Annotated in this window: 16 protein-coding genes and 1 pseudogene; 10 read left to right on the forward strand and 7 right to left on the reverse strand. The window is 55.1% G+C overall.

The window, feature by feature from the left end; genetic code table 11:
* Nucleotides 1-148 precede the first annotated feature (148 nt).
* The 5 genes from ACZ48V_RS01925 (at nucleotide 149) to ACZ48V_RS01945 (ending at nucleotide 5,690) form a co-directional block, all read left to right on the forward strand.
* The gene (locus tag ACZ48V_RS01925; protein WP_464541089.1) at nucleotides 149-1,171 is read left to right on the forward strand and encodes a beta-ketoacyl-ACP synthase III; all 1,023 of its coding nucleotides are present in this window, start codon (nucleotides 149-151) and stop codon (nucleotides 1,169-1,171) included.
* A 62-nt stretch (nucleotides 1,172-1,233) separates the two neighbouring features.
* Complete coding sequence (fabD, locus tag ACZ48V_RS01930; RefSeq protein WP_464541091.1) at nucleotides 1,234-2,190, forward strand: ACP S-malonyltransferase; 957 nt, start codon at nucleotides 1,234-1,236, stop codon at nucleotides 2,188-2,190.
* A gap of 111 nt (nucleotides 2,191-2,301) precedes the next feature.
* Entirely contained in the window at nucleotides 2,302-3,051 is a 750-nt protein-coding gene (gene fabG, locus ACZ48V_RS01935; RefSeq protein WP_464541093.1) for a 3-oxoacyl-[acyl-carrier-protein] reductase, read from the forward strand.
* A 171-nt stretch (nucleotides 3,052-3,222) separates the two neighbouring features.
* Nucleotides 3,223-4,659: a DEAD/DEAH box helicase gene (locus ACZ48V_RS01940; protein ID WP_464541095.1), complete on the forward strand. Its 1,437-nt coding sequence runs from the start codon at nucleotides 3,223-3,225 to the stop codon at nucleotides 4,657-4,659.
* Nucleotides 4,660-4,676: 17 nt separating this feature from the next.
* Nucleotides 4,677-5,690 (forward strand): ChaN family lipoprotein, encoded by a 1,014-nt coding sequence (locus tag ACZ48V_RS01945; RefSeq protein WP_464541097.1) that lies wholly within the window; start codon nucleotides 4,677-4,679, stop codon nucleotides 5,688-5,690.
* A 194-nt stretch (nucleotides 5,691-5,884) separates the two neighbouring features.
* Here the strand turns inward: ACZ48V_RS01945 and ACZ48V_RS01950 are convergent, their stop codons facing one another.
* Nucleotides 5,885-6,094, reverse strand: coding sequence for a hypothetical protein (locus ACZ48V_RS01950; protein WP_464541099.1), 210 nt, complete (start codon nucleotides 6,092-6,094; stop codon nucleotides 5,885-5,887).
* A 376-nt stretch (nucleotides 6,095-6,470) separates the two neighbouring features.
* Here ACZ48V_RS01950 and ACZ48V_RS01955 point away from each other — a divergent pair.
* The 3 genes and pseudogenes from ACZ48V_RS01955 (at nucleotide 6,471) to ACZ48V_RS01965 (ending at nucleotide 8,839) form a co-directional block, all read left to right on the forward strand.
* A pseudogene (locus tag ACZ48V_RS01955) lies at nucleotides 6,471-7,238 on the forward strand (IS5 family transposase).
* A gap of 282 nt (nucleotides 7,239-7,520) precedes the next feature.
* A complete protein-coding gene (locus ACZ48V_RS01960) occupies nucleotides 7,521-8,456 on the forward strand; it encodes a hypothetical protein (protein WP_464541101.1) in 936 nt (311 codons plus the stop codon).
* Between the two features lie 170 nt (nucleotides 8,457-8,626).
* Nucleotides 8,627-8,839 (forward strand): hypothetical protein, encoded by a 213-nt coding sequence (locus tag ACZ48V_RS01965; RefSeq protein ID WP_464541103.1) that lies wholly within the window; start codon nucleotides 8,627-8,629, stop codon nucleotides 8,837-8,839.
* A 980-nt stretch (nucleotides 8,840-9,819) separates the two neighbouring features.
* Here the strand turns inward: ACZ48V_RS01965 and ACZ48V_RS01970 are convergent.
* Entirely contained in the window at nucleotides 9,820-10,815 is a 996-nt protein-coding gene (locus ACZ48V_RS01970; protein WP_464541105.1) for an NHL repeat-containing protein, read from the reverse strand.
* Between the two features lie 504 nt (nucleotides 10,816-11,319).
* Here ACZ48V_RS01970 and ACZ48V_RS01975 point away from each other — a divergent pair.
* Nucleotides 11,320-12,135 carry an alpha/beta hydrolase gene (locus ACZ48V_RS01975; RefSeq protein ID WP_464541107.1) on the forward strand — a complete coding sequence of 272 codons (816 nt, stop codon included), beginning with the start codon at nucleotides 11,320-11,322 and terminating at the stop codon, nucleotides 12,133-12,135.
* Nucleotides 12,136-12,359: 224 nt separating this feature from the next.
* On the opposite strand, the gene ACZ48V_RS01980 is transcribed toward ACZ48V_RS01975, so the two are convergent.
* From ACZ48V_RS01980 to ACZ48V_RS01990, 3 genes are all read right to left on the reverse strand, one after another.
* Nucleotides 12,360-12,878, reverse strand: coding sequence for a hypothetical protein (locus ACZ48V_RS01980; protein WP_464541108.1), 519 nt, complete (start codon nucleotides 12,876-12,878; stop codon nucleotides 12,360-12,362).
* Between the two features lie 33 nt (nucleotides 12,879-12,911).
* Nucleotides 12,912-13,442 carry a hypothetical protein gene (locus ACZ48V_RS01985; protein WP_464541110.1) on the reverse strand — a complete coding sequence of 177 codons (531 nt, stop codon included), beginning with the start codon at nucleotides 13,440-13,442 and terminating at the stop codon, nucleotides 12,912-12,914.
* 62 nt (nucleotides 13,443-13,504) lie between these two features.
* Nucleotides 13,505-15,124: a S8 family peptidase gene (locus tag ACZ48V_RS01990; RefSeq protein WP_464541112.1), complete on the reverse strand. Its 1,620-nt coding sequence runs from the start codon at nucleotides 15,122-15,124 to the stop codon at nucleotides 13,505-13,507.
* Between the two features lie 433 nt (nucleotides 15,125-15,557).
* Between ACZ48V_RS01990 and ACZ48V_RS01995 the strand changes: the two genes are divergently transcribed.
* Nucleotides 15,558-15,962, forward strand: coding sequence for a hypothetical protein (locus ACZ48V_RS01995; protein WP_464541114.1), 405 nt, complete (start codon nucleotides 15,558-15,560; stop codon nucleotides 15,960-15,962).
* A 35-nt stretch (nucleotides 15,963-15,997) separates the two neighbouring features.
* Here the strand turns inward: ACZ48V_RS01995 and ACZ48V_RS02000 are convergent, their stop codons facing one another.
* Both ACZ48V_RS02000 and ACZ48V_RS02005 read right to left on the reverse strand, forming a co-directional pair.
* A complete protein-coding gene (locus tag ACZ48V_RS02000) occupies nucleotides 15,998-16,546 on the reverse strand; it encodes a hypothetical protein (RefSeq protein ID WP_464541116.1) in 549 nt (182 codons plus the stop codon).
* A gap of 1,230 nt (nucleotides 16,547-17,776) precedes the next feature.
* Nucleotides 17,777-18,286, reverse strand: coding sequence for a hypothetical protein (locus ACZ48V_RS02005; protein WP_464541117.1), 510 nt, complete (start codon nucleotides 18,284-18,286; stop codon nucleotides 17,777-17,779).
* Nucleotides 18,287-19,199 lie beyond the last annotated feature (913 nt).

The following is a 19,199-nucleotide window of genomic DNA, read 5'->3' on the forward strand; positions in this document are numbered from 1 at the left end:
GGGCGCCTGTCTGCTGCTGCAAAAGCGCTTCTCTACCTTGCCATACCGCACTTGTTGCCTCGTGCATCACCGGCTGCTCTCGAACGATGCACGCTGTGCCCCGTTGCGCACTCGACTCCACTGAACTATCGTTTTCGGCTCCGTTCTTATGTCTACTTCCTCTTCTTCGCAGCCGCGTGCAGCGATTACAGCCATGGGGCACTTTCTGCCTGAGAAGCGTCTCACCAACGCCGATCTCGAACAGATTGTCGATACCGACGATGAGTGGATACGCACGCGCACTGGCATCGAGGAGCGGCGTATCCTCGATGCCCCCGACAAAGCAACGGCCTACATGGCATCGCAGGCCGCCGAGGAGCTCTTCCAGAAACACGATATCGACCCCGCCACGATCGACCTGATCATCGTGGCCACGATTACCCCCGATATGGAGTTTCCCTCCACGGCGTGCCTGGTGCAAGACAACATTGGAGCCAAAAATGCATGGGGATTCGACCTGGCTGCTGCCTGTAGCGGGTTTCTCTTCGCGCTTACGAACGGCGCCAGCTTCATCGAAAGTGGTCGTGCAGAGCGGGTACTTGTTATCGGGGGCGACACGATGAGCGCTATCACAGACTACGAAGATCGAAGCACATGCATCCTCTTTGGCGATGCCGCTGGTGCGGTGCTGCTGGAGCCTCACGATACGTACGGCCTGCAAGATACCGTGCATTACTCCGATGGCTCGCACGCTGGCCTGCTTACGCTTCCGGCCGGAGGCAGCCTCAACCCAGCCTCTCACGAAACCGTCGACCAGCGCTTGCACTACCTGAAGCAAGACGGTCGCCCGGTCTTTCGTCACGCCGTAACAGGTATGGCCGATGTCTGCGTCGAAATCATGGAGCGGAATGACCTGACAGGCGATGATGTCGATTTTCTTGTACCGCATCAGGCCAATAAGCGCATCATTGATGCCACAGCCAACCGCATGGGCCTCTCCTCAGACAAGGTAATGCTGAACATCCACCGCTATGGCAACACCACCGCGGCTACCGTACCGCTCTGCCTGAATGACTGGCAAGCCGAGCTCAAGCCCGGGCACAACCTGGTGCTCACTACTTTCGGGGGCGGACTCACCTGGGGCGCGTCGTACCTCACTTGGGCCTATGAGGGCGCTGAATATGCCAGCTAACAGGCTCGCTGGTCTCGTCAACCTATCCGACTCTTTCTCTTACCCACCGCTTGTAACGACTCATGGCTAAAACCGCTTTTCTCTTTCCCGGACAAGGCGCTCAGTACGTAGGCATGGGAGAATCGCTCTATGAAACCTACAGCGAAGCCCGGGACCGGATCGAGGCTGCCAACGCGGTTCTCGGTTTCGACCTGCATGCTCTTATGTTCGGCACCGCCGATGTAGACGACGCCGACGCCGCCCTTACAGCAACTGAGGTCACGCAGCCCGCGCTCTATACGCACAGCCTCGCGGCCATGGCTGTGCTCGACGCTCAGCAGGCCACTCCCGACATGGTGGCCGGACACAGCCTTGGCGAATACAGCGCCCTTGCCGCTGCTGGCGCGCTTTCGTTCGAAGACGGACTCCGGCTCGTGCGGCGCCGGGGCGAGCTGATGGCGGAAGCTGGTACCCGGCGCCCGGGCACCATGGCTGCCGTGCTCGGAGCCGACGACGAGGACGTTGAGGCAGCCTGTACGGCGGCCACCAAGATGGGAGAGGGGGTTGTGCAGCCTGCCAACTTCAATGCGCCCGGCCAGATCGTTATTTCGGGCGATGTGGACGCTGTGCAGCGCGCTACCGACCATATCGACGCCCGCACTATTCCGCTTTCTGTGAGCGGCGCCTTTCACTCGCCCCTGATGGATTATGCCCGGGAAGGGCTCGCTGAAGCCCTGGAATCGGTCGATATCCAGCCGCCCCGCTGCCCCATCTACCTGAACGTCACCGCTGCGCCAACCACCGATCCCGACGAAATCCGGCAGCGCCTGATCGACCAGCTGCAGGCACCCGTCCGCTGGGCACAGCTACTCCGCGCGATGGAGACCGACGGCGCCGAGCGCTTCATAGAAGTCGGTGCGGGGTCGGTGCTGCAGGGCCTTGTAAAGCGGACGCTCGGGCGCGATGCCGTGCGCCATGGCGTCGATACAGCCGACGACTGCGCTAAATTGCTCGATGCCGGGGTGCTGCCTACCTCGTAAGCCAACCTGCTTGCTCGATGAGGACGACGCGTCTTGACCGGCGCCGCCCGTACGCATCCCCCTGTACCTCTTTCTCGCACTACCACCCACCCAGACGCCCTCTCATATCCTATGGATTTTGACCTTACCGACACTACGGTACTCGTAACCGGCGGCACGCGCGGCATTGGCCGTGCTATCGTCGAGGCCTTTGCCGATGCAGGTGCCCGCGTGGCATTCACCTACCGCTCTTCAAGCGAAACCGCCGACGCGATCGTTGCTGAGCTTACCGAGCGCGGCGTGGATGCGATGGCGCTACAGGGCGACGTGGCCGATCCCGCATCGGCTCAAGAGGCCGTAAGCGCTGTAACCGACGCCTGGGAGCGCCTCGACGTGCTCGTTAATAACGCGGGCATCACACGCGACGGGCTCATGCTGCGCCTGGATGCTGACGACTGGGATGCGGTGCTCGACACCAACTTGAAGGGCGTGTTCAACTTCTGCAAGGCTGCCTACCGTCCGTTCATGCGGCAGCGGGCCGGCTCCGTGATCAACATCTCGTCGGTGGTAGGCGTTATGGGAAATCCGGGACAGACAAACTATGCTGCTTCGAAGGCAGGCATGATCGGCTTCACGAAGAGCCTGGCCAAAGAGCTTAGCGGACGCGGCGTACGAGCCAATGTGGTGGCTCCGGGCTACGTGGCGACCGACATGACCGAGGCGATGGGCGACGATGCCCAGCAGGCGATGCTCGATGCGGTGCCTCTGGGGCGCCCGGCCCACCCGGAAGACATCGCGCAGGCCGTTCTCTTCCTGGCTTCGCCTGCAGCCTCCTACATCACCGGCCATGTGCTGCACGTGGATGGCGGACTGGCCATGTAGTTCGCTGCAGCGAACCCGCTCTCTACTGCTGAAATACGCTTGTGACGGGGTTTCAATATTCGGATTCTCGCGCTTTGCGCACCGGATCGTTTCAGGCGTCGCAGCCGTAATCCTGTTCTGTGTGGCAGATATGGCTGCCCGTTTTCTTGCTGATATAACTTCTTGCTGGTCATGGTGGATGAATCCGGATCGTCGTACGCAAATGTCATTGACCTCACCTCGAAAGGGCAGCGCAAAAAGCGCCAGGAGGAGGTAGGGGAGCTGCAAGAGCCCGACGAGCCCCTCGACGCCGTCACGTCCGACGAGCTTCCCGATCAGGTTGAGCAGGCGATGCGAGCAGCCGGGTGGGATTCGCTCATGGAGGTGCAGCGCAAGTCGCTTCCTTACCTCATTGCCGGGCGCGACCTCATCGTCCAGTCGCGCACCGGCTCTGGCAAGACCGGGGCGTTTCTGCTCCCGCTCTTCGACCGGCTCGACTCCTCTCGCAAAGAGGCCCAGGCGCTCATCCTTACACCCACGCGTGAACTGGCGCGGCAGGTGCACGAGGAGTTTGAACGGATGAAAATCGCCACCCCCGAAACAAACGACCTTGAAGCCGCGCTCATCTACGGCGGCGTAAGCTACGGACCGCAGATCAAGGCGCTCAAAGATGGCGCGCAGGTCATTATTGGTACGCCCGGGCGCGTGCTCGATCATCTGAAACGAAAGAACTTCATCGCTAAAACGGTGCGCCTCTTCATTTTGGATGAGGCCGACGAGATGCTCTCGATGGGGTTCTACCCTGACATGAAAGAGATTCGCGACTTTCTGGGTACCGACCGTCAGTCGTGCATGTTCAGCGCGACCATGCCGCCCAAGGTGCGCGCTGTAGCCCGCGAGTTCCTTACCAACCCCGATTTCCTCTCGCTCAGCTCCGGACACGTGAGCGTCGCTGAAATTGCGTATCGCTACTACCTGGTGGCACCGATGGAGAAAGATCGGGCGCTTGAGCAGCTCATCGAGATAGAGGAGCCGGAGTCCGCACTGATTTTCGCGAACACAAAGCGCGAGGTCACCTATCTGCGCAAGTTCTTGAGCAATGCCGGGTACAGCATCGACGAGATGTCGGGCGACCTGTCGCAGCGCAAGCGCGAGGAGGCCATCGACCGCCTCCGAAGCGGTGAGCTCCGCATGCTCGTAGCAACCGATGTGGCCGCACGTGGCATCGATGTATCGGATCTAAGCCACGTCTTTATCTATGACGTGCCGCAAGACCGCGAATATCTCATTCACCGCTCTGGGCGTACCGCCCGCGCTGGAAAGAAAGGCACTACGATCGTGCTGGCCACGCACGAAGACGAGTTTGAGCTCATCCGCATGGCCAAGGCGTACGACATCGAAATGGAGCGCGCCGAGCTGCCGGTAGATCCGCTCGACGAGGCCACCGACCAGCTGCGCCGCCACTACAACAGCGGGTATAACCGCGAGGCCGTGCAGCGTTTCCTTCCGCTCGTAGACCGGTTAGCCAGCGAGCATCCCGAACTGCTGGCTCACCTCATCGACGAAACCGTCGACATCCGCGACACACCTAGCGCCGAGAGCGAGTCCGCAGACGCCTACAGCACATAACGCAATACCAGACCGCCATGCAGCATGTCTTCCTGATTCGTCGTCTTGTTGCATGCTGCCTTGCTGCGCTGCTCTTTATGGGTATTGCAGCAGGTACGGGGGGATACGCGGCCGCCGCGACCTCGTCCGCCGCGCCGCCTGACACGACCGAAAGCGACGTTGCGTATCGCGTCTATACCCCAGACGGCACGCCCGCTTCGCTCGATGCTGTTGCTGCTGCACTCGACACCGTCGACGTGATGCTTCTGGGCGAGGTGCACGAGCAGCGCGGCATCCATGCCCTGCAAGATTCGCTCTGGCAGCGCGCCCTGAACGCCCCCGACAGCCGCCCTGCCGCGCTCTCCCTCGAAATGTTTGAGCGCGACGTGCAGCCCGTGCTCGATGAGTATCTGGCCGGGTTCATCGCCAAAAATCACTTCCTGCAAGCCAGTCGCCCGTGGAGCAACTACGTGCGCGACTACCATCCACTTGTTGAATCGGCCCGTGCTGCAGGGGCCCCTGTGCTGGCCGCGAACGCCCCACGTCGCTACGTAAACCGGGTGGCACGCGAAGGGCGCGCCGCCCTGGACTCGCTTCCTGCATCGGCACACGACTGGCTGCCGCCGCTTCCCTATCCTGAAGCCACCGACGCTTACCGCGAGCGCTTCCTCGCACAGATGCACGGCGGTGCCCACCCCACGAACCCCACTCCTTCAGACACGACCAACGAGCACGGGGCACGTGAAGCCGATCCGCCCGATCGCCCGCACGGCGCGGGAATGACGCGCCTGCTCGATGCGCAGGCGCTCTGGGATGCGACGATGGCTTACACCATAGCCAAGCATCTGCTACGCACACCCGATGCGCGCATCGTCCACCTCACCGGACGCTTCCACGTCGCCCAGGGCACCGGCACCCCCGATGCCCTGCGCCACTACCGCCCGGATGTCCGCCAACTTGTTGTCTACTTCGACGCCGTAGCCGAGCCCGATCGCTTTGACGAGGACGCACATGCCAATCAGGGAGACTTTGTCGTGCTTGTAGAAGATTAGCCAAGGCATTGTATTAATTAATTTTAGCGGATGCGTACCGTATTCTACTTCGTGCTGGTTCTTGCCGGAGCATACATAGTAATTATGACGCCTACCTAATCGCTTGACTTATTAGCTACATTTTGAGTTTGTTTTTTTCAATATGAAATACAATGGATTTGTAGTTAATCGTTAATCATTAAATGATTTACTATTCACAATCCAATGTACAGTATAACTGTAACGTCTTTCAGCTTATTTCTCGTGGTTATGCTTGCAACCGGTGCAAGCTTCTTCCCAGGCGATGACTTTGAGGAGGTGTCGTATGAATCGTCGAGTGATATCTTTGAATGCGTTGATATGACTGATTTCCGCCTTGCCGCTTCAGGAGTATTTTCTGAAGATGCCACTGAAGAAATTGCCATGCTGTTAGCTAGCGATTGCGTCAATGGTGGCCCGGGTGCCGTCTCATGTGAGCACTCCTTTGAACTTCCATCAGTTTTTGGCTCAGGTGGAGGGTCAATTGATTGCGGAGTAGAGTGTGGCGATGGCTATTACGCTTGCTGTAATGCTACTTGTACGTGTGAGAGTGTCTGATACAAGTAGTAAAAGCCACTAAAAGATCGGGGCAAGATAGGGTGGGTATGCTATCTTGGCCTTGATTTTTGTATACGGTTTTAGGTCGTGTTGACAATCTCGGTGTAGTGTCGGATACTTGATGACCTTTTTAAGGCCTCTGCGTTAAGGCCTCTACGTACTTTACAAGCCCCCATGTACAACGACTAACCATGTACAACGACTATGCGACGCTACGCCATTCGTGACGACCAGTGGGAGCGCATTGCGCCGCTCCTTCCAGGCAAAAAGGCCGATCCTGGGCGGACTGCCGCCGACAACCGCCTCTTCATCGACGCGGTGCTCTGGATTGGGCGCACCGGCGCGCCGTGGCGCGACCTGCCCGAGCGCTTTGGCAACTGGAACTCCGTCTTCCAACGCTACAACCGATGGTCGAACGCGTAGAAATCTCTACGCTAAGGGAGTCTGGGAGCATGTTTTCGAGGCCCTGCAGGAGCCGGATCTGGAGTGGATGATGATCGATTCGACGACCGTTCGTGCGCATCAGTGTGCTGCCGGCAAAAAAACTAATGCCACCGCCGAAGCACTCGGCCGTTCGCGCGGTGGCTTCACGACGAAAGTGCACGCGGCTGTAGATGCTTTAGGCAATCCTTTGCGCTTCATTTTGACGCCGGGCCAACGAGCAGATATCACCCAGGCCGAACCATTGGTCATGGGCTTCAAGCCCGGGGCGGTGATCGGCGACAAAGGCTTTGACAGTGACCGATTCATTGCATGCATCAAAGCGCTTGAGGCTGAAGCGGTCATTCCTTCAAAAAAGAACCGGATCATCAAGCGTGAGATCAACACCAACTTGTATGCGGACCGGAATAAGATCGAGCGGTTTTCAATCGCATCAAACACTACCGGCGCATTGCCACCCGCTACGAGAAAACCGCTCGTAACTACTTGGCCTTCCTGCACGTGGCCTCCATCGTGACTCTGCTCTTGTGATTGTCAACACACTCTAGTAGCAGTGTATTGTTGTCATATCATTTTCTATGAATCAAGCTTCTTACTGCAATTTACTTTCGTTACGTTTACATACTTTCATTCGTGTTCACTCTGATGCTTCTTCCTCTATCAGGCTGCGGACCTGGTGAAACAGAAAAGGGATTTCACCTGGATGAAGTGTACGGAGAGGAGGTAGCCTTGCAGGCAACGAAAGTCGCAGAAATCGGTGATAATGCCCCACTTATTGGACTACCTCGTAGTCTTTCCCTGAACAGTGAGGGCATGCTCTACATTTCCGACTTTGATAACAATGAAGTGCATGTGGTATCTGCCGGGGGCGACTCGATAGATACCCTTGGACGATCCGGACAGGGACCCGGCGAGTTTCGAAATCCGAGCACGATTACCGTTGGACCCAGCGACTCCCTTTTCGTTAGAGATAGCCAGCGCATTTCTGTGTTTGGCCCCGCGCCGCAACACGAATTTGCGTATAGCTTTCACCTTCCAAGTCCCTATAATGGGAAAACATCAGGCGGTGTACACAAAACGTTAGAAGGGACATTACTGGCTTCGTACAGCCGTCCGAAGAACCCCAACCTCGATCGAGACCCCGGCATCTGGATCATGCGCGTAGACCGTAAGGAAAGCACTCCAGAAACAATTTACCAGATGCCTATGGACGAGATACATGTCCGCGTTCAGAACGGCCACCACCAGAGCGTTGAGCGCCCCTTTGGTCGGAAATCCTTCTACACATACACCGACACGGGCGTATGCTACGGCTGGTCAGATTCGCTGCGTGTGCGGTGTGGTGATGCCGATGGACATGACAGCCTGGTCGTGAACGTAGATCACACCGCGCTTCCCGCAACATCGTCTGAAATCGCGTCCTACCGCGATATCTATGACGGAGAGCGGCTCGCGATGATCGAAGAGGCCGGATTTCACGATACGCACCCGGCCTATGAAGGCTTTCATGTGGATACCGACGGACGGATCTGGATACTGGAAGCCGTTCACAAACCCGATGAGTCGCTTACGCTTGAAGAGATACAAGACGTGATGGTAACCTGGTATCGCATTGACCCGGTAGCAGAAACGTATCAGACCATTGATCTACCTGCAGGCCAGACGATAAAAGCCGCCACGGATACGCACGTGTACACCACGATGGCACCGGCACTCCCCAATGTTTGGATCTATCGGCTCGACGAGTAACACATAGCGAAAACCATAGCCGTTGCTTCACCCCGCGTTCGTTAGATGGCACTGCAACACTTACCTTACTATCAACAACCGATTTACTGCTTATGACTACTTACTCAAAACTCTTCGTTTGCATTGCTGTGTTTTTGGGTGCTGCTGCGTTTGCAGTCGCTTCTCCTACAATGTCTCAGCCGTCAACTGCCGAGTTTGATATCGTTGTCGAAAAGACCGACGACGGCTTTGCGCTGACGTGCAATGAAGGCTGTGCATGGAAAACGCTAAGCTGGGCCAGGCATGACGAAGTCCGGGTCAATTACTTTGGCATGACCGAAGCAGAAGAAGCTGATCGCTTCCTGTTCACGCTTGCAGGCATCGACGAGGGCTTTGAGCTATAGGGACGTGCAGGTACAGCCTGGAAAGCGCTCGATTTGGAATGCCAGGACACGGAAACGTGTAAAGGGCGCGTGGATGCATTCGGTATCGGACGAGCACGGTAGTGTACTACTGGTGTGTCACATGTCTAACTTTGGGAATGCGTGCTCCCTAACGTACCGATAAAAAAGCACACCTTGTCATGGCGAGCGGAGCGACGCAATTTCATGCTATCAGGCCGGATGCAGTTGCCCAATCAATGGCATGAGATCGCCCCAAGAGCACTCGTTCGCTACCGCTCACAGGGCCCCGTCGGTCGTACACTCTCTCCTCGCCATGGCAATTTCGGACCATAACATTCAGCTGTGACAAAGCCCCAGACTTTTTTCTGATAGCGCAATCGCAGACATCCGTCATAGAACAGGGGAGGCTCACCGAAACGGATGGGCCTCCCTTTTTGTATTGATCACTCAAATGCAACGCAGGTTGCGGGAAAACTCAATAGGAGGAAGGGGAAGCCATCTGAGACGCTGACAGGCAGCCATTAAAATACTGTAATTAATTCTTTTACAGGATGCGCACTGTGCTTTATTTCGTGCTGGTTTGTGCCGGAGCATACATAGCGATTACGGCACTGGCGTACACCTTTCAGCACCAACCCACCCGACTCCCGCTCCGCTCTTCGCAAGGCTCTGCCTCGTGACGCACTTTTTAGAGGCTCTGCCCCGTCCAGGTCGTCTATAGATCCCCCGAAAGATAATTGGTATGATACAACGAGGAGATGCAATCGGAAGCCCAAAACAGATGCCGCCAAAGATGCAAGCGATCTCCGGCTACAGGTAATCCCAGAGTGAGACCCTCGTAGCATATGACAGCTGATCTCACAATCCTACAATGCAACGCTGCATTACTGGATTACATCATGCACCGTCTGCGCCATATGTCGTGGCACAGGCGGTTTTTTGGTTGGGAGCCGGTGGTGCATCATAGACATAGAAGTGTGTCACCGATAATCGAATCTTACAATTGATGTGTCGGAGATGACATACGTGCCGTGATCGCTGACCTGAAAGTCGCTTGCTTTCCATCGGAAGCGCGACGAGTCAAGATAACGCCCGTCGGTTGCATCATATCGGTCGATGTACCAAAAGTCGTTGCTCTGATCATGAACACGCAGGTACATGATGTCATCGTGGATACTGATCCCTAACGTTTGGATTTCTACATCGGGAGCCATGGTGCGCTGTCCCCTGCCCGTATCTTCGGTATTTCGCTCTGAAAAATCATGCCCGTCGATCGTTGCAACAGCGCGCTCCATCGTACCCTCATTGTCATAGAAAAAGAGTCGTCCGGCGTACTGTGCGACGAAAATAAATCCACCTGCAGGGCGCGGCGCCAGGTGTCCCCCAACTCTCATTCCTGTAGGATCAATCTCGGAAAGATGGGTGCCAAACTCTGAGATGGTACCTGTTTCTGAACGGATGAGCTTGAACAATGGATAGGCTCCGTATGCCAGTGTAGCGATGGTACCACCACTTCCGGTAACTCGCATTGGGTGGCCCTGCACGCTGTATCTGTCGATGAACGTTCCGGTATGATCGAAGTGAGAAATATTGGCAGCATTTGGATCTGGAACCCAGACGCCCGAATCAGACACATGAACATCTGTTATGCTCTGGGCTTCCCCGGGCCCTTGGCCGCGTCCTGCACCGATCGTATGTGTGTGCGTTTCGGATTCTATACTTAGACGTTTTATCTGGGTGTCATTCCAGTCTAATACGTACAAGTGTCCATCATAAATACCAAGGCGTCTTGGCGATACAACCGCTTCATGTACGGCGTCAGATAGTACCTTTCCGTCGAAATCATGATCTCGCATGATACGCTGATCAACGGGTTGCTCCCAAAGTCCATCTGAAGTGCGTGTCAGTGTTGAGGACTCCTCAGAGAATGCTGGATCAGGAGACTCCTGGCAGCCCAGTTGAATGGCTGCAAGCATTAGAAAAGCCAAAAAGAGCAGCGAGTATCTTGATGCGTTCATGGTTATCTTAAAAACATCTTAGAAAGTTGGGAGGTGTCAGAATAGACGCACACCCAGGGACCTGATGGCAAACCCCTGGGTGCTCAAGGATATTCAAGAAACTGAACCTGCCTGAAACTACCCATCCTCTCGCAGAAAGGGAATACCAGGTTCGTCGTATTGCGACGTACACATCACTGTGCCACTTCCACAGTCCATCAATGTGCAGTTTGTCGAACCGGATGGACCGCAAGCTATATTGCAAGAGTCGCAAGGAGCACTTGCAGAAGCTGCATTACCTCCTCCAACCGAAGTAAACGACAATGAAAGAAAAATGATTGTGATAACTAAAGATGCAAGGTCAACGTATTTTATGGTGCTTTAAAACCTGTGACTTTGAATGCATTCAACATTAAGGATTGACAAGGGGGGGCAAGTGAGTTGCAGTTTTGTTACATGATTACTTAGTCTCCCGTGCGCACCGTGCTCTATCTTGCATTGATCTCTATTGGAGCATACGTAGCACTTATCGCCCTGGCATACGTGTTTCAACACCGATTGGTGTTCTTCCCGACATCGTCTTTACGGGCTACGCCGGATGCGTATGGGCTGGCGTACGAAGACGTGTCGATCTCAACCGTCGATGGCGAGACGCTCCACAACTGGTGGCTTCCGCACGAGCAGGCACGGGGCACGGTGGTGTTCTTTCACGGTAACGCAGGCAACATCTCGGGCCGCCTCGACACCGCTCGCTTCTTCCACGAGCACGCTATGAGCGTGCTGCTGGTGAGCTATCGCGGCTACGGACGAAGCACCGGGACGCCCTCCGAAGACGGGCTCTACCGCGACGCCGAGGACGCGTGGCAGTACCTGACCGAAGAGCGGGGCGTGGCCTCCGAATCGATTCTCGTTGCCGGACGCTCACTTGGCAGTGCCCCGGCCACCTACCTGGCTGCGCGCACCGCACCGGGCGGACTGCTCCTCGAATCGCCGTTCACTTCGCTGACGGATGTAGGCGCGCGAGCCTATCCCATTCTGCCTGTGCGCTGGCTGAGTCGCTTTGAGTTTGACAACGAAGCGCGCATCGGCCAGGTCAACGCGCCGGTGCTAATGATTCACAGCCCGAATGACGAGGTCGTGCCGTACGACCTGGGGCGCACGCTCTACGCCGCCGCTTCGGAGCCCAAGACGTTTGTTGACATCCAGGGCGGGCACAACGCCATGCGCACGGATCAATCGGCCTATCGACAGGCGGTGCGGACGTTCATCCGCGAGCACTGGCCTACCTCCAATGAGTAGCTGGGTAGCGGTTCAATGTTAAGTGATTGACATGTGGTTTACATCATCGCTACCCGCTCGAACCCCCTCTGTCTCCGAGCTTCGCCGCAGGCGTGATCCTGTGGACATCTCCCCCTTGGCCAAGGGGGAGAAACCCGTGGGAGAGGGGGTTCGAAGAAGACAAAGCTGCGGTGTCTAATTTCCTTATTATTTAGCGTCTATCCACTACCGAGTAGCTGATCTCGTCACTCCACCACCGTCACCTCGTGTTCGATGACGGTGTTATCGCGGTTTGAGAAGTCGTTGCCAATGACGCGCTGCCCGTTCAGGCGAATGAGCGCCTCGCCAGGCGTGTCGAACTGGAGGTCGAGCGTTCGGGGTAGTGTGATTACATCTGTTGTGCAGAGGTCATCTGGTCCTCGAGGATCGCGGTCGTAGGGCGTGATGGCAATGGTGTTGCCTTCCTGCTCAACCTCTTCGCGTTCGGGGGTGAAGCACCCAACTGGTGCAACCGTTCGGGCTTCGACCTCAAAGGGCACTCCTGCCTGAACGGTATCAGGCGTAGTGAGCGGCTCGAAAGTCCTCAGATTCAGCTTTGATGATGCAGGCGTTTCCACCGAAGCCTGCTCGGCTTCCCAGGCGACAACACCCACATTCACCGAGGAGCCGTCTTCACTGCCCAAGAGATCACAGCCCGTCAGAAACGGTGCGGTGGCAAGCAGGAGGAGTCCAACGGCAAATGAGGTTCTAATGTGAGTCAACATAGCATGGATTGGGCGTGAGGTGCGGATAGAAGGCTATTCCACCACAGTCACTTCGTGTTCGATGACTGCGCTTTCGCTATCCGACGGGTCTTGGCCAAGCACGCGGCGTCCGTTCAGGCGGATGATCGCTTCGCCGGGTGTATTGAACTGCAATTCGACCGTGCTGTCGAGGGCACCGACAACATCGGGACAGCTATCCCCCGATCCTGCCGACGGGTCGCGGTCATAAGGCGTGATCTCGATAACTGTGTCCTGCTGCTCAATCTCTTCGCGATCGCGTTCGTAGCAGCCGTTCAGGGCCAGCGTGGTCACAGTGACCTCGAAAGCCGTACCCGCTTGCACCTCATCGGGCGCATCGAGCACAGTGAAGCCATCGGGAAGTATTGAAGCCTCGGGGCCAGCTGCGCGAGCTTCTGCGTCCCAAGCAATCACCCCGACCTCAACGATGGGCTCGGGGTCGTCATCGCCGCTGCCGAATGCATCACAGCCAGACAAGAGCAGAGCAACAATGAGAAGAGGCAACGCAATATATTTACCGGTGTAATTGATTATTAACATCTTCATAGCTAAAAGATAGTCGTCTCAAGTCAGGTAATAACGATAAGGGGTGCTCAGTCGCTTGGTTTTCAACAAATTATTTCTCCTGGATCGCATCCATTTCCATCATCGAGTTCGACTGCTACAGTTTGCTGGTCAACAATCTCATAGTTGTTTGAAGTCACCGTGAGTTGCAATGTGAAGTCGTTTCCATCAAGAATAACTGATTCGCTGTAGCTTTCTGAAGTTCCAACAGTTTCCCATGGGGAACTACCCCATGAAAGTCCATCCTTACGTTCCCACAGATAAGACTGACTGTTACCTTCGTTTTCCAGTTGAGCCGTCCAGGTATATGTATCTGGCTGATTGATATATGTTGTACCGAGAATTTCGGCATCGAAATTTACCGTGTGCAGCAAGCGGTTTGGAGAGCCGGGCCCAATGTCATCAAGGACGTTCTCTGTGGCATTGTCTACGATGTATGTACTTACATCACCAGGAGAAAATCCTGGATTAGATTCAAATACCAGAGCAGCAGCTCCAGCTAGCATAGGGGCGGAGAACGAAGTTCCTGATTTTGAAGAAGTGCCTGTGTCTGAAGTAGAGCTTGCTAACGTAAGAAAGCTTCCAGGTGCGAAAAGTCCTATACAGTCGCCGTAATTTGAGAAACTGGCTCTTGAATCGCTACTGGTCGTAGCGCCAACCTTCATTGCGATCCGTGGGCCAAAATCACAGGCATCAGTGTCGTCATTGCCTGCTGAGGTAACCAAGACAACACCGCTATTGTGTAACTCTGCCGAGGCATCAAGCAAGGAAAAGCTTTGAGAAGGAGAGTAGCTCAGGTTAGCGACAGCCGGGGGTTGATGAAAGTTTTTGACATGATCAAGGGCTGCGATGATTCGGCTAGTCGAAGCCTTGCCCTCAGGGCAATCTCCTATTCGGATTGAGCTGATCGTTGCATTTTTTGCAATTCCATATTCGCTTCCGGCGGCTGCGCTTGCCACCTGCGTACCATGTCCCCTACCAATATCATCGTAACAATCACCAGGGCCATTACCGTCGTCGACGATAGACATGCGCGTCGAGATACGGTCTCCAAACTCCTCATGGTAATTGAGTCCGGTGTCAAGAACCCATACTTCCGTTCCTGCGCCAGTTCCGAAGTATCTGTACTGGTTTTGAAGTGGAAGACTGCGCTGGTCTACACGATCTAACTGCCACGGTGGGTTTTGCTGAACACCGTCGTCCGGTTGCACAGATTGGTCTTGTTCCACATATTTCACATTCGGGTTGTTGCGAATGCCGTTGAGTGCTTGCTCTGGAATGGTCGCCGAAAACCCCTGGAGGACATGTTCATAGATGAACTCAATTTGCCCATCGGCAATGCCTTGCATCATCTGTTCCGCCTGGCCTTGTACGCCTTCACGCTGCACACCAGGTGAGCCAGGCTCAAATACTACAATATATTTATCGGGTACAGCAGAGGTATCGTTTACTGAGTGTAAAGGGGCGGGCTCTGCACGCTCCTCAGTAGTATCTGGGTCAGCAGACTCTTCAGGAGAAACAGTGATGTCGTCACATCCAATAATCAGTAAGGCGAGCGCAAAGACGACAAGTAACGAGTTTCTTGAGCGGGTCAACATGGACATGTAAGCGAAGATCTTAAAAACACGAAAGGCGATTTTCTCTGTTGTCAGAAGCGACAACACGAAAGAGAACTGTTTACGAGAGAACTGTTCACAACAGACTCACACAAGTATACCCCCCCCCCCCCCCTAGTAATATAGCAAACCTATAAAGTTACAATCTTGTGAGCGGGAGCCCAAGACGTTTGTTGACATCCACGGCGGGCATAACGCCATGCGCACCGACCAGTCGGCCTATCGTCAGGCGGTACGGACATTCATCCGCGAGCACTGGCCCGCCGAGTGAGCAGACGCACGGGCTGGCAAGCCGTTTGGCCGGATGCGAAAGGGAGGTGATTTTATACTGGGCCTGTGAGCTTCTCCGTACGAGATACGATAATATAGATTGTATGATGCAATGCACGATAGCGGTATAAACATCGGGGAATTGGTCCAATCCCTGCGAGCGCAAGGGTACACGGGTCAAGGAGATGCTATCTGGCGGCATGCACAGCGGGTGCTTACGCATCGCATTGAGCAAGCACGAGCATCTGGACGTGAGGTTGATGCCGCGACTGAACAGGCGCTTCGACAGGCGTTAGGCGATGCGTTAGACGATACGGAGGATATAAAGCATCCGTCTGAAGACCGGCACAAACCGTCTGTAGAGCGTGATGCACCCCGTGATGTTTTGCCCTCGGCAGCTCATCTACAGGCTTTGGTTGGAGCGGCATTTGCAGCCCCGATTGATGGCTCACATCAGCGGGCCAATGTGCTTGCCTGGCGGGCACTGAAAGCGGTGGAGCGTGCATTGTGGCGGGGGCGGTGGTGGAGCCCTAAAGCCTGGCGGCTCCGAATGCAGGCCTATCGAGCCATCAAAGAAGCCCGCCGCGCTATCCTGAACGACAAACATCTCGAATGAGTGCCACGGTGCACCGGATTTGGAGATGAACAGCATCATGGTTCGATAGCGGCCTGCAGATCTCTTAGAGGAGCCGTTAGAGGTTCTATTTCATCGTGGCCATTGGTACAGAGACGGGCAGCTCGTTCAACACGGAACTGAAGATGGCCGGTTAGATCCATGAGCAGATCCGGGGGCGCTGCACCTATGGCATCGTTGACTGGCGAGGCACGCAGGGTCGGGACGTGCGCACTGAGTTGAGCAGCATAGCGGCTGGACTCACTGAGCGTGCAGTCTTGCAGTGCGAGGGGGAGGGGAGCATCGGGCGGAATCGTGATGATGATAACCTCGGAGCGTTCAGGCTCAGTACGCGCGTTAAGAAGCTGGTGCGCCCAGCTAATTCCGTAGCCTGAAGTGGCATGTACACTCTTTATCGGAATCTCGGTAGCGGCTGAACCGGGGAGGATCAACCGAAAATAGCGCCGCTCCGAAAGAGCAGGCAATTCAAAGCGCCCATCGGAATCGGTGGTGGTGGTTGGTTCGGCATGCTCTGCAAACTGGACGGTTGCCTCTGCGACAGGCTCTCCCGTCGTACCGTCAATCACGTGCCCATGGGTAGGCGGGGCTACATAAACGGTGTCAACAGGAATGCACGCCCCGAGGCTCATGACCACCACAAATCCACATACTGCTACACAAAACTTTAGGCAGGATAGAGATGGTAAGCCCATAAAGTATAGATTCTTGGTAGTGGTTGAATTGTAAGTGATCGTTTCTGGTCTTGAAGACGAGTCCACACGTCATCCTGACGCCGATAGGCGGAAGGATCTCAACGTTGGCCGCTCATGCCCAGCAGAGGCCCACGCGTTATGGCGTTCCCCGTGATCCTGTAACGCTGCCCCACCGTAGCCTCGTGTTGAGATGCTTCACTGCGTTCAGCATGGCAAACGAGAAAAACGTGGGGTCGACAGCCTTGGGTAGGGGGGCATTTAACGTGTTACCACTCCCAGATTTTTATAAGGACCGTTTACGGAGACCTAAGAGGTTCACAGAAAACAAATTCTTGCACGCTCCCTCTCATTAAAGGTTGCCATCAAATCAACCACGCGCCGCTATAGCGTGGAGTGGGAAGAGGTGTGCGCATAGAAAGCTTTTTCGGTAGTGGATAGACGCTAAGTGATGAAGCGATTTGACACCGCAGCCTCGTCTCGGTCGAACCCCCTCTCCCTACGGGTTTCTCCCCCTTTTCCAACTAGTCCTTGCACATAACTTTCTCTCTGATATTTTGTTAGCAAGAGGTTTGTTTGCTTCAACACTTGTTCAATCATTTCCCCCTTTGCTAGATCGGCTGGATGGTCCGTGCCATTGAATCGGCATTCAAATAATCTGTTTGGGGTATTTAGTTTGCAGGATTCATGCCTCCCCGTGTATGAAGCCCTTCCGGCCTCGAAGAAGTGGGCCGCCCGGACGAAGACCAGAGGGACGCGCTCGAAAATTGATCTTGTTTAAGCGAGCCTGCGAGTGAGTTTGATCAATTTTAGCGGACCGAAGGGCGCAGTCAGGCCCAGTTCTTCCAGCCTTGATTTTTTTGGTTCGTTTTTGCATCAAGGCAAAAATGAACACCAGCCTATATTCAACGCCCACAGCTATTCCAGGTTGTGTGCATAGACTAGCCTTTTCCAAGGGGGAGATGTCGGCAGACAGAGGAGGTTTCAGCGGACTGTGATGAAGTAGCCTACGTGACAATCACTTACCACTGAACCGCTACCGCTTTTTCTTTATTGCCAGGACGTCTATGTGCAAGGCGTTGGCTTGTCACATAACCGGATACAGAGCTATTCCACCACGATCACCTCGTGTTCGATGACAGTGTCGTCGCGGTTTGAGAATTCGTTGCCGATGACGCGCTGCCCGTTCAGGCGAATGAGCGCCTCACCGGGGGTGTCGAACTGGAGGTCGAGCGTTCGGGGTAGTGTGATTACATCTGTTGTGCAGAGGTCATCTGGTCCTCGAGGATCGCGGTCGTAGGGCGTTATGGCGATGGTATTGCCCTCTTGCTCTACGTCTTCACGTTCGGTAGTAAAGCAGCCAACGGGGGCTACCGTTCGGGCTGTTACCTCAAAAGAGACTTCTGCCTGAACGGTGTCGGGCGCTGTGAGCGGTTCGAACGTTTCTGTATTCAATTCCGATGACGCATGGGTTTCTTCCACCGAAGCCTGCTCGGTCTCCCATTCGACAACACCCACGTCAACAGTGGGCCCGTCGTCGCTGCCGAAGAGGTCGCAGCCGATGATTAGAAGTGGCGAAAGAAGAAGGGCAAGCGGAATCGCGCGGAGAGAAGTCATGGGTATGCGGACCGTCTGTAAAATCGTGGTATAGTTGCCAACCAAGTGCACCTGAAAGACAACGAAAGTTGGTAGCTCATTCCATGAAGATATAGTCAGGTGCTGTTCTGATTCGTCGAAAAAAAATCAGCGGAGCCAGCGCTCGGGCTTTTAGGCGGCTCAGTTGGGCTGCTGCGTTGTGATCATGGTGGCATGACCTACCTGTTGGCTTATGTCGAGATCGGGGCGTATCGACCAATCTGAAGGGGCGATTTCTGGAGATTCTCTTTAGAAATGGTCTTTTTGCAGTGTAGGGTTCGCATTGCGGTTATTGAATAAGACCGATGTAGAAAGAGTGGGGGACAACGATTCCAAGCCCATATGGGAAAAGTGCAGCTTAAATGTTACACTCTTGACAAGGGGCGGGAGGGTTGATAATCTAATCTCTGACTGTTTTCCTTCCGATGGTAATAGTTACAGTACACGACAAAAGTCATACGACTCTTCATAGGCGCATGTCACCCCCAAAAGGGTGGGTTCAGATGAATGGTTTCCCCTCCATCCTACCCTTCCTCCCCGGGGAGGAAGGAACCAGAGGGCGCTTTCATGAAGTCCCCCTCGGAGGAGGGGAATTTAGGGGGAGGGACTTTGCGCTCAAACGCGAAACAATCAAGCGTGACAGTGCAGCAGTCCCGTTGAAACGGTTTTGATCGACGCCTCTGATCGGGGAAGGTGCTGATGCCCGGGACGAATATGAAGGCGCGCATTTTTTTGGCATGTACCATGGTTTGCTTAGATCTTGTTATAATTATGGGTAAAACAAACCTCTGTTTTTTATATTTCTTAGTGGGGTCAACACTTGCTCTTCTTTGGGCAGATTTAAGTCCGACTCTTTGGGCTTCGGATCACGGCTTTTATCATCAGTCTACTCAAG

This window comes from Longimonas haloalkaliphila (genome assembly GCF_055379825.1).

Excerpts from the sequence above, each read along its gene's own strand:
- ACZ48V_RS01925 (WP_464541089.1), top strand. The coding sequence starts at position 149 with ATGTCTACTTCCTCTTCTTCGCAGCCGCGTGCAGCGATTACAGCCATG.
- fabD (WP_464541091.1), top strand. The coding sequence starts at position 1,234 with ATGGCTAAAACCGCTTTTCTCTTTCCCGGACAAGGCGCTCAGTACGTA.
- fabG (WP_464541093.1), top strand. The coding sequence starts at position 2,302 with ATGGATTTTGACCTTACCGACACTACGGTACTCGTAACCGGCGGCACG.
- ACZ48V_RS01940 (WP_464541095.1), top strand. The coding sequence starts at position 3,223 with ATGGTGGATGAATCCGGATCGTCGTACGCAAATGTCATTGACCTCACC.
- ACZ48V_RS01945 (WP_464541097.1), top strand. The coding sequence starts at position 4,677 with ATGCAGCATGTCTTCCTGATTCGTCGTCTTGTTGCATGCTGCCTTGCT.
- ACZ48V_RS01950 (WP_464541099.1), bottom strand. The coding sequence starts at position 6,094 with ATGGCAATTTCTTCAGTGGCATCTTCAGAAAATACTCCTGAAGCGGCA.
- ACZ48V_RS01960 (WP_464541101.1), top strand. The coding sequence starts at position 7,521 with ATGCTCTACATTTCCGACTTTGATAACAATGAAGTGCATGTGGTATCT.
- ACZ48V_RS01965 (WP_464541103.1), top strand. The coding sequence starts at position 8,627 with ATGTCTCAGCCGTCAACTGCCGAGTTTGATATCGTTGTCGAAAAGACC.
- ACZ48V_RS01970 (WP_464541105.1), bottom strand. The coding sequence starts at position 10,815 with ATGCTTGCAGCCATTCAACTGGGCTGCCAGGAGTCTCCTGATCCAGCA.
- ACZ48V_RS01980 (WP_464541108.1), bottom strand. The coding sequence starts at position 12,878 with ATGTTGACTCACATTAGAACCTCATTTGCCGTTGGACTCCTCCTGCTT.
- ACZ48V_RS01985 (WP_464541110.1), bottom strand. The coding sequence starts at position 13,442 with ATGAAGATGTTAATAATCAATTACACCGGTAAATATATTGCGTTGCCT.
- ACZ48V_RS02005 (WP_464541117.1), bottom strand. The coding sequence starts at position 18,286 with ATGACTTCTCTCCGCGCGATTCCGCTTGCCCTTCTTCTTTCGCCACTT.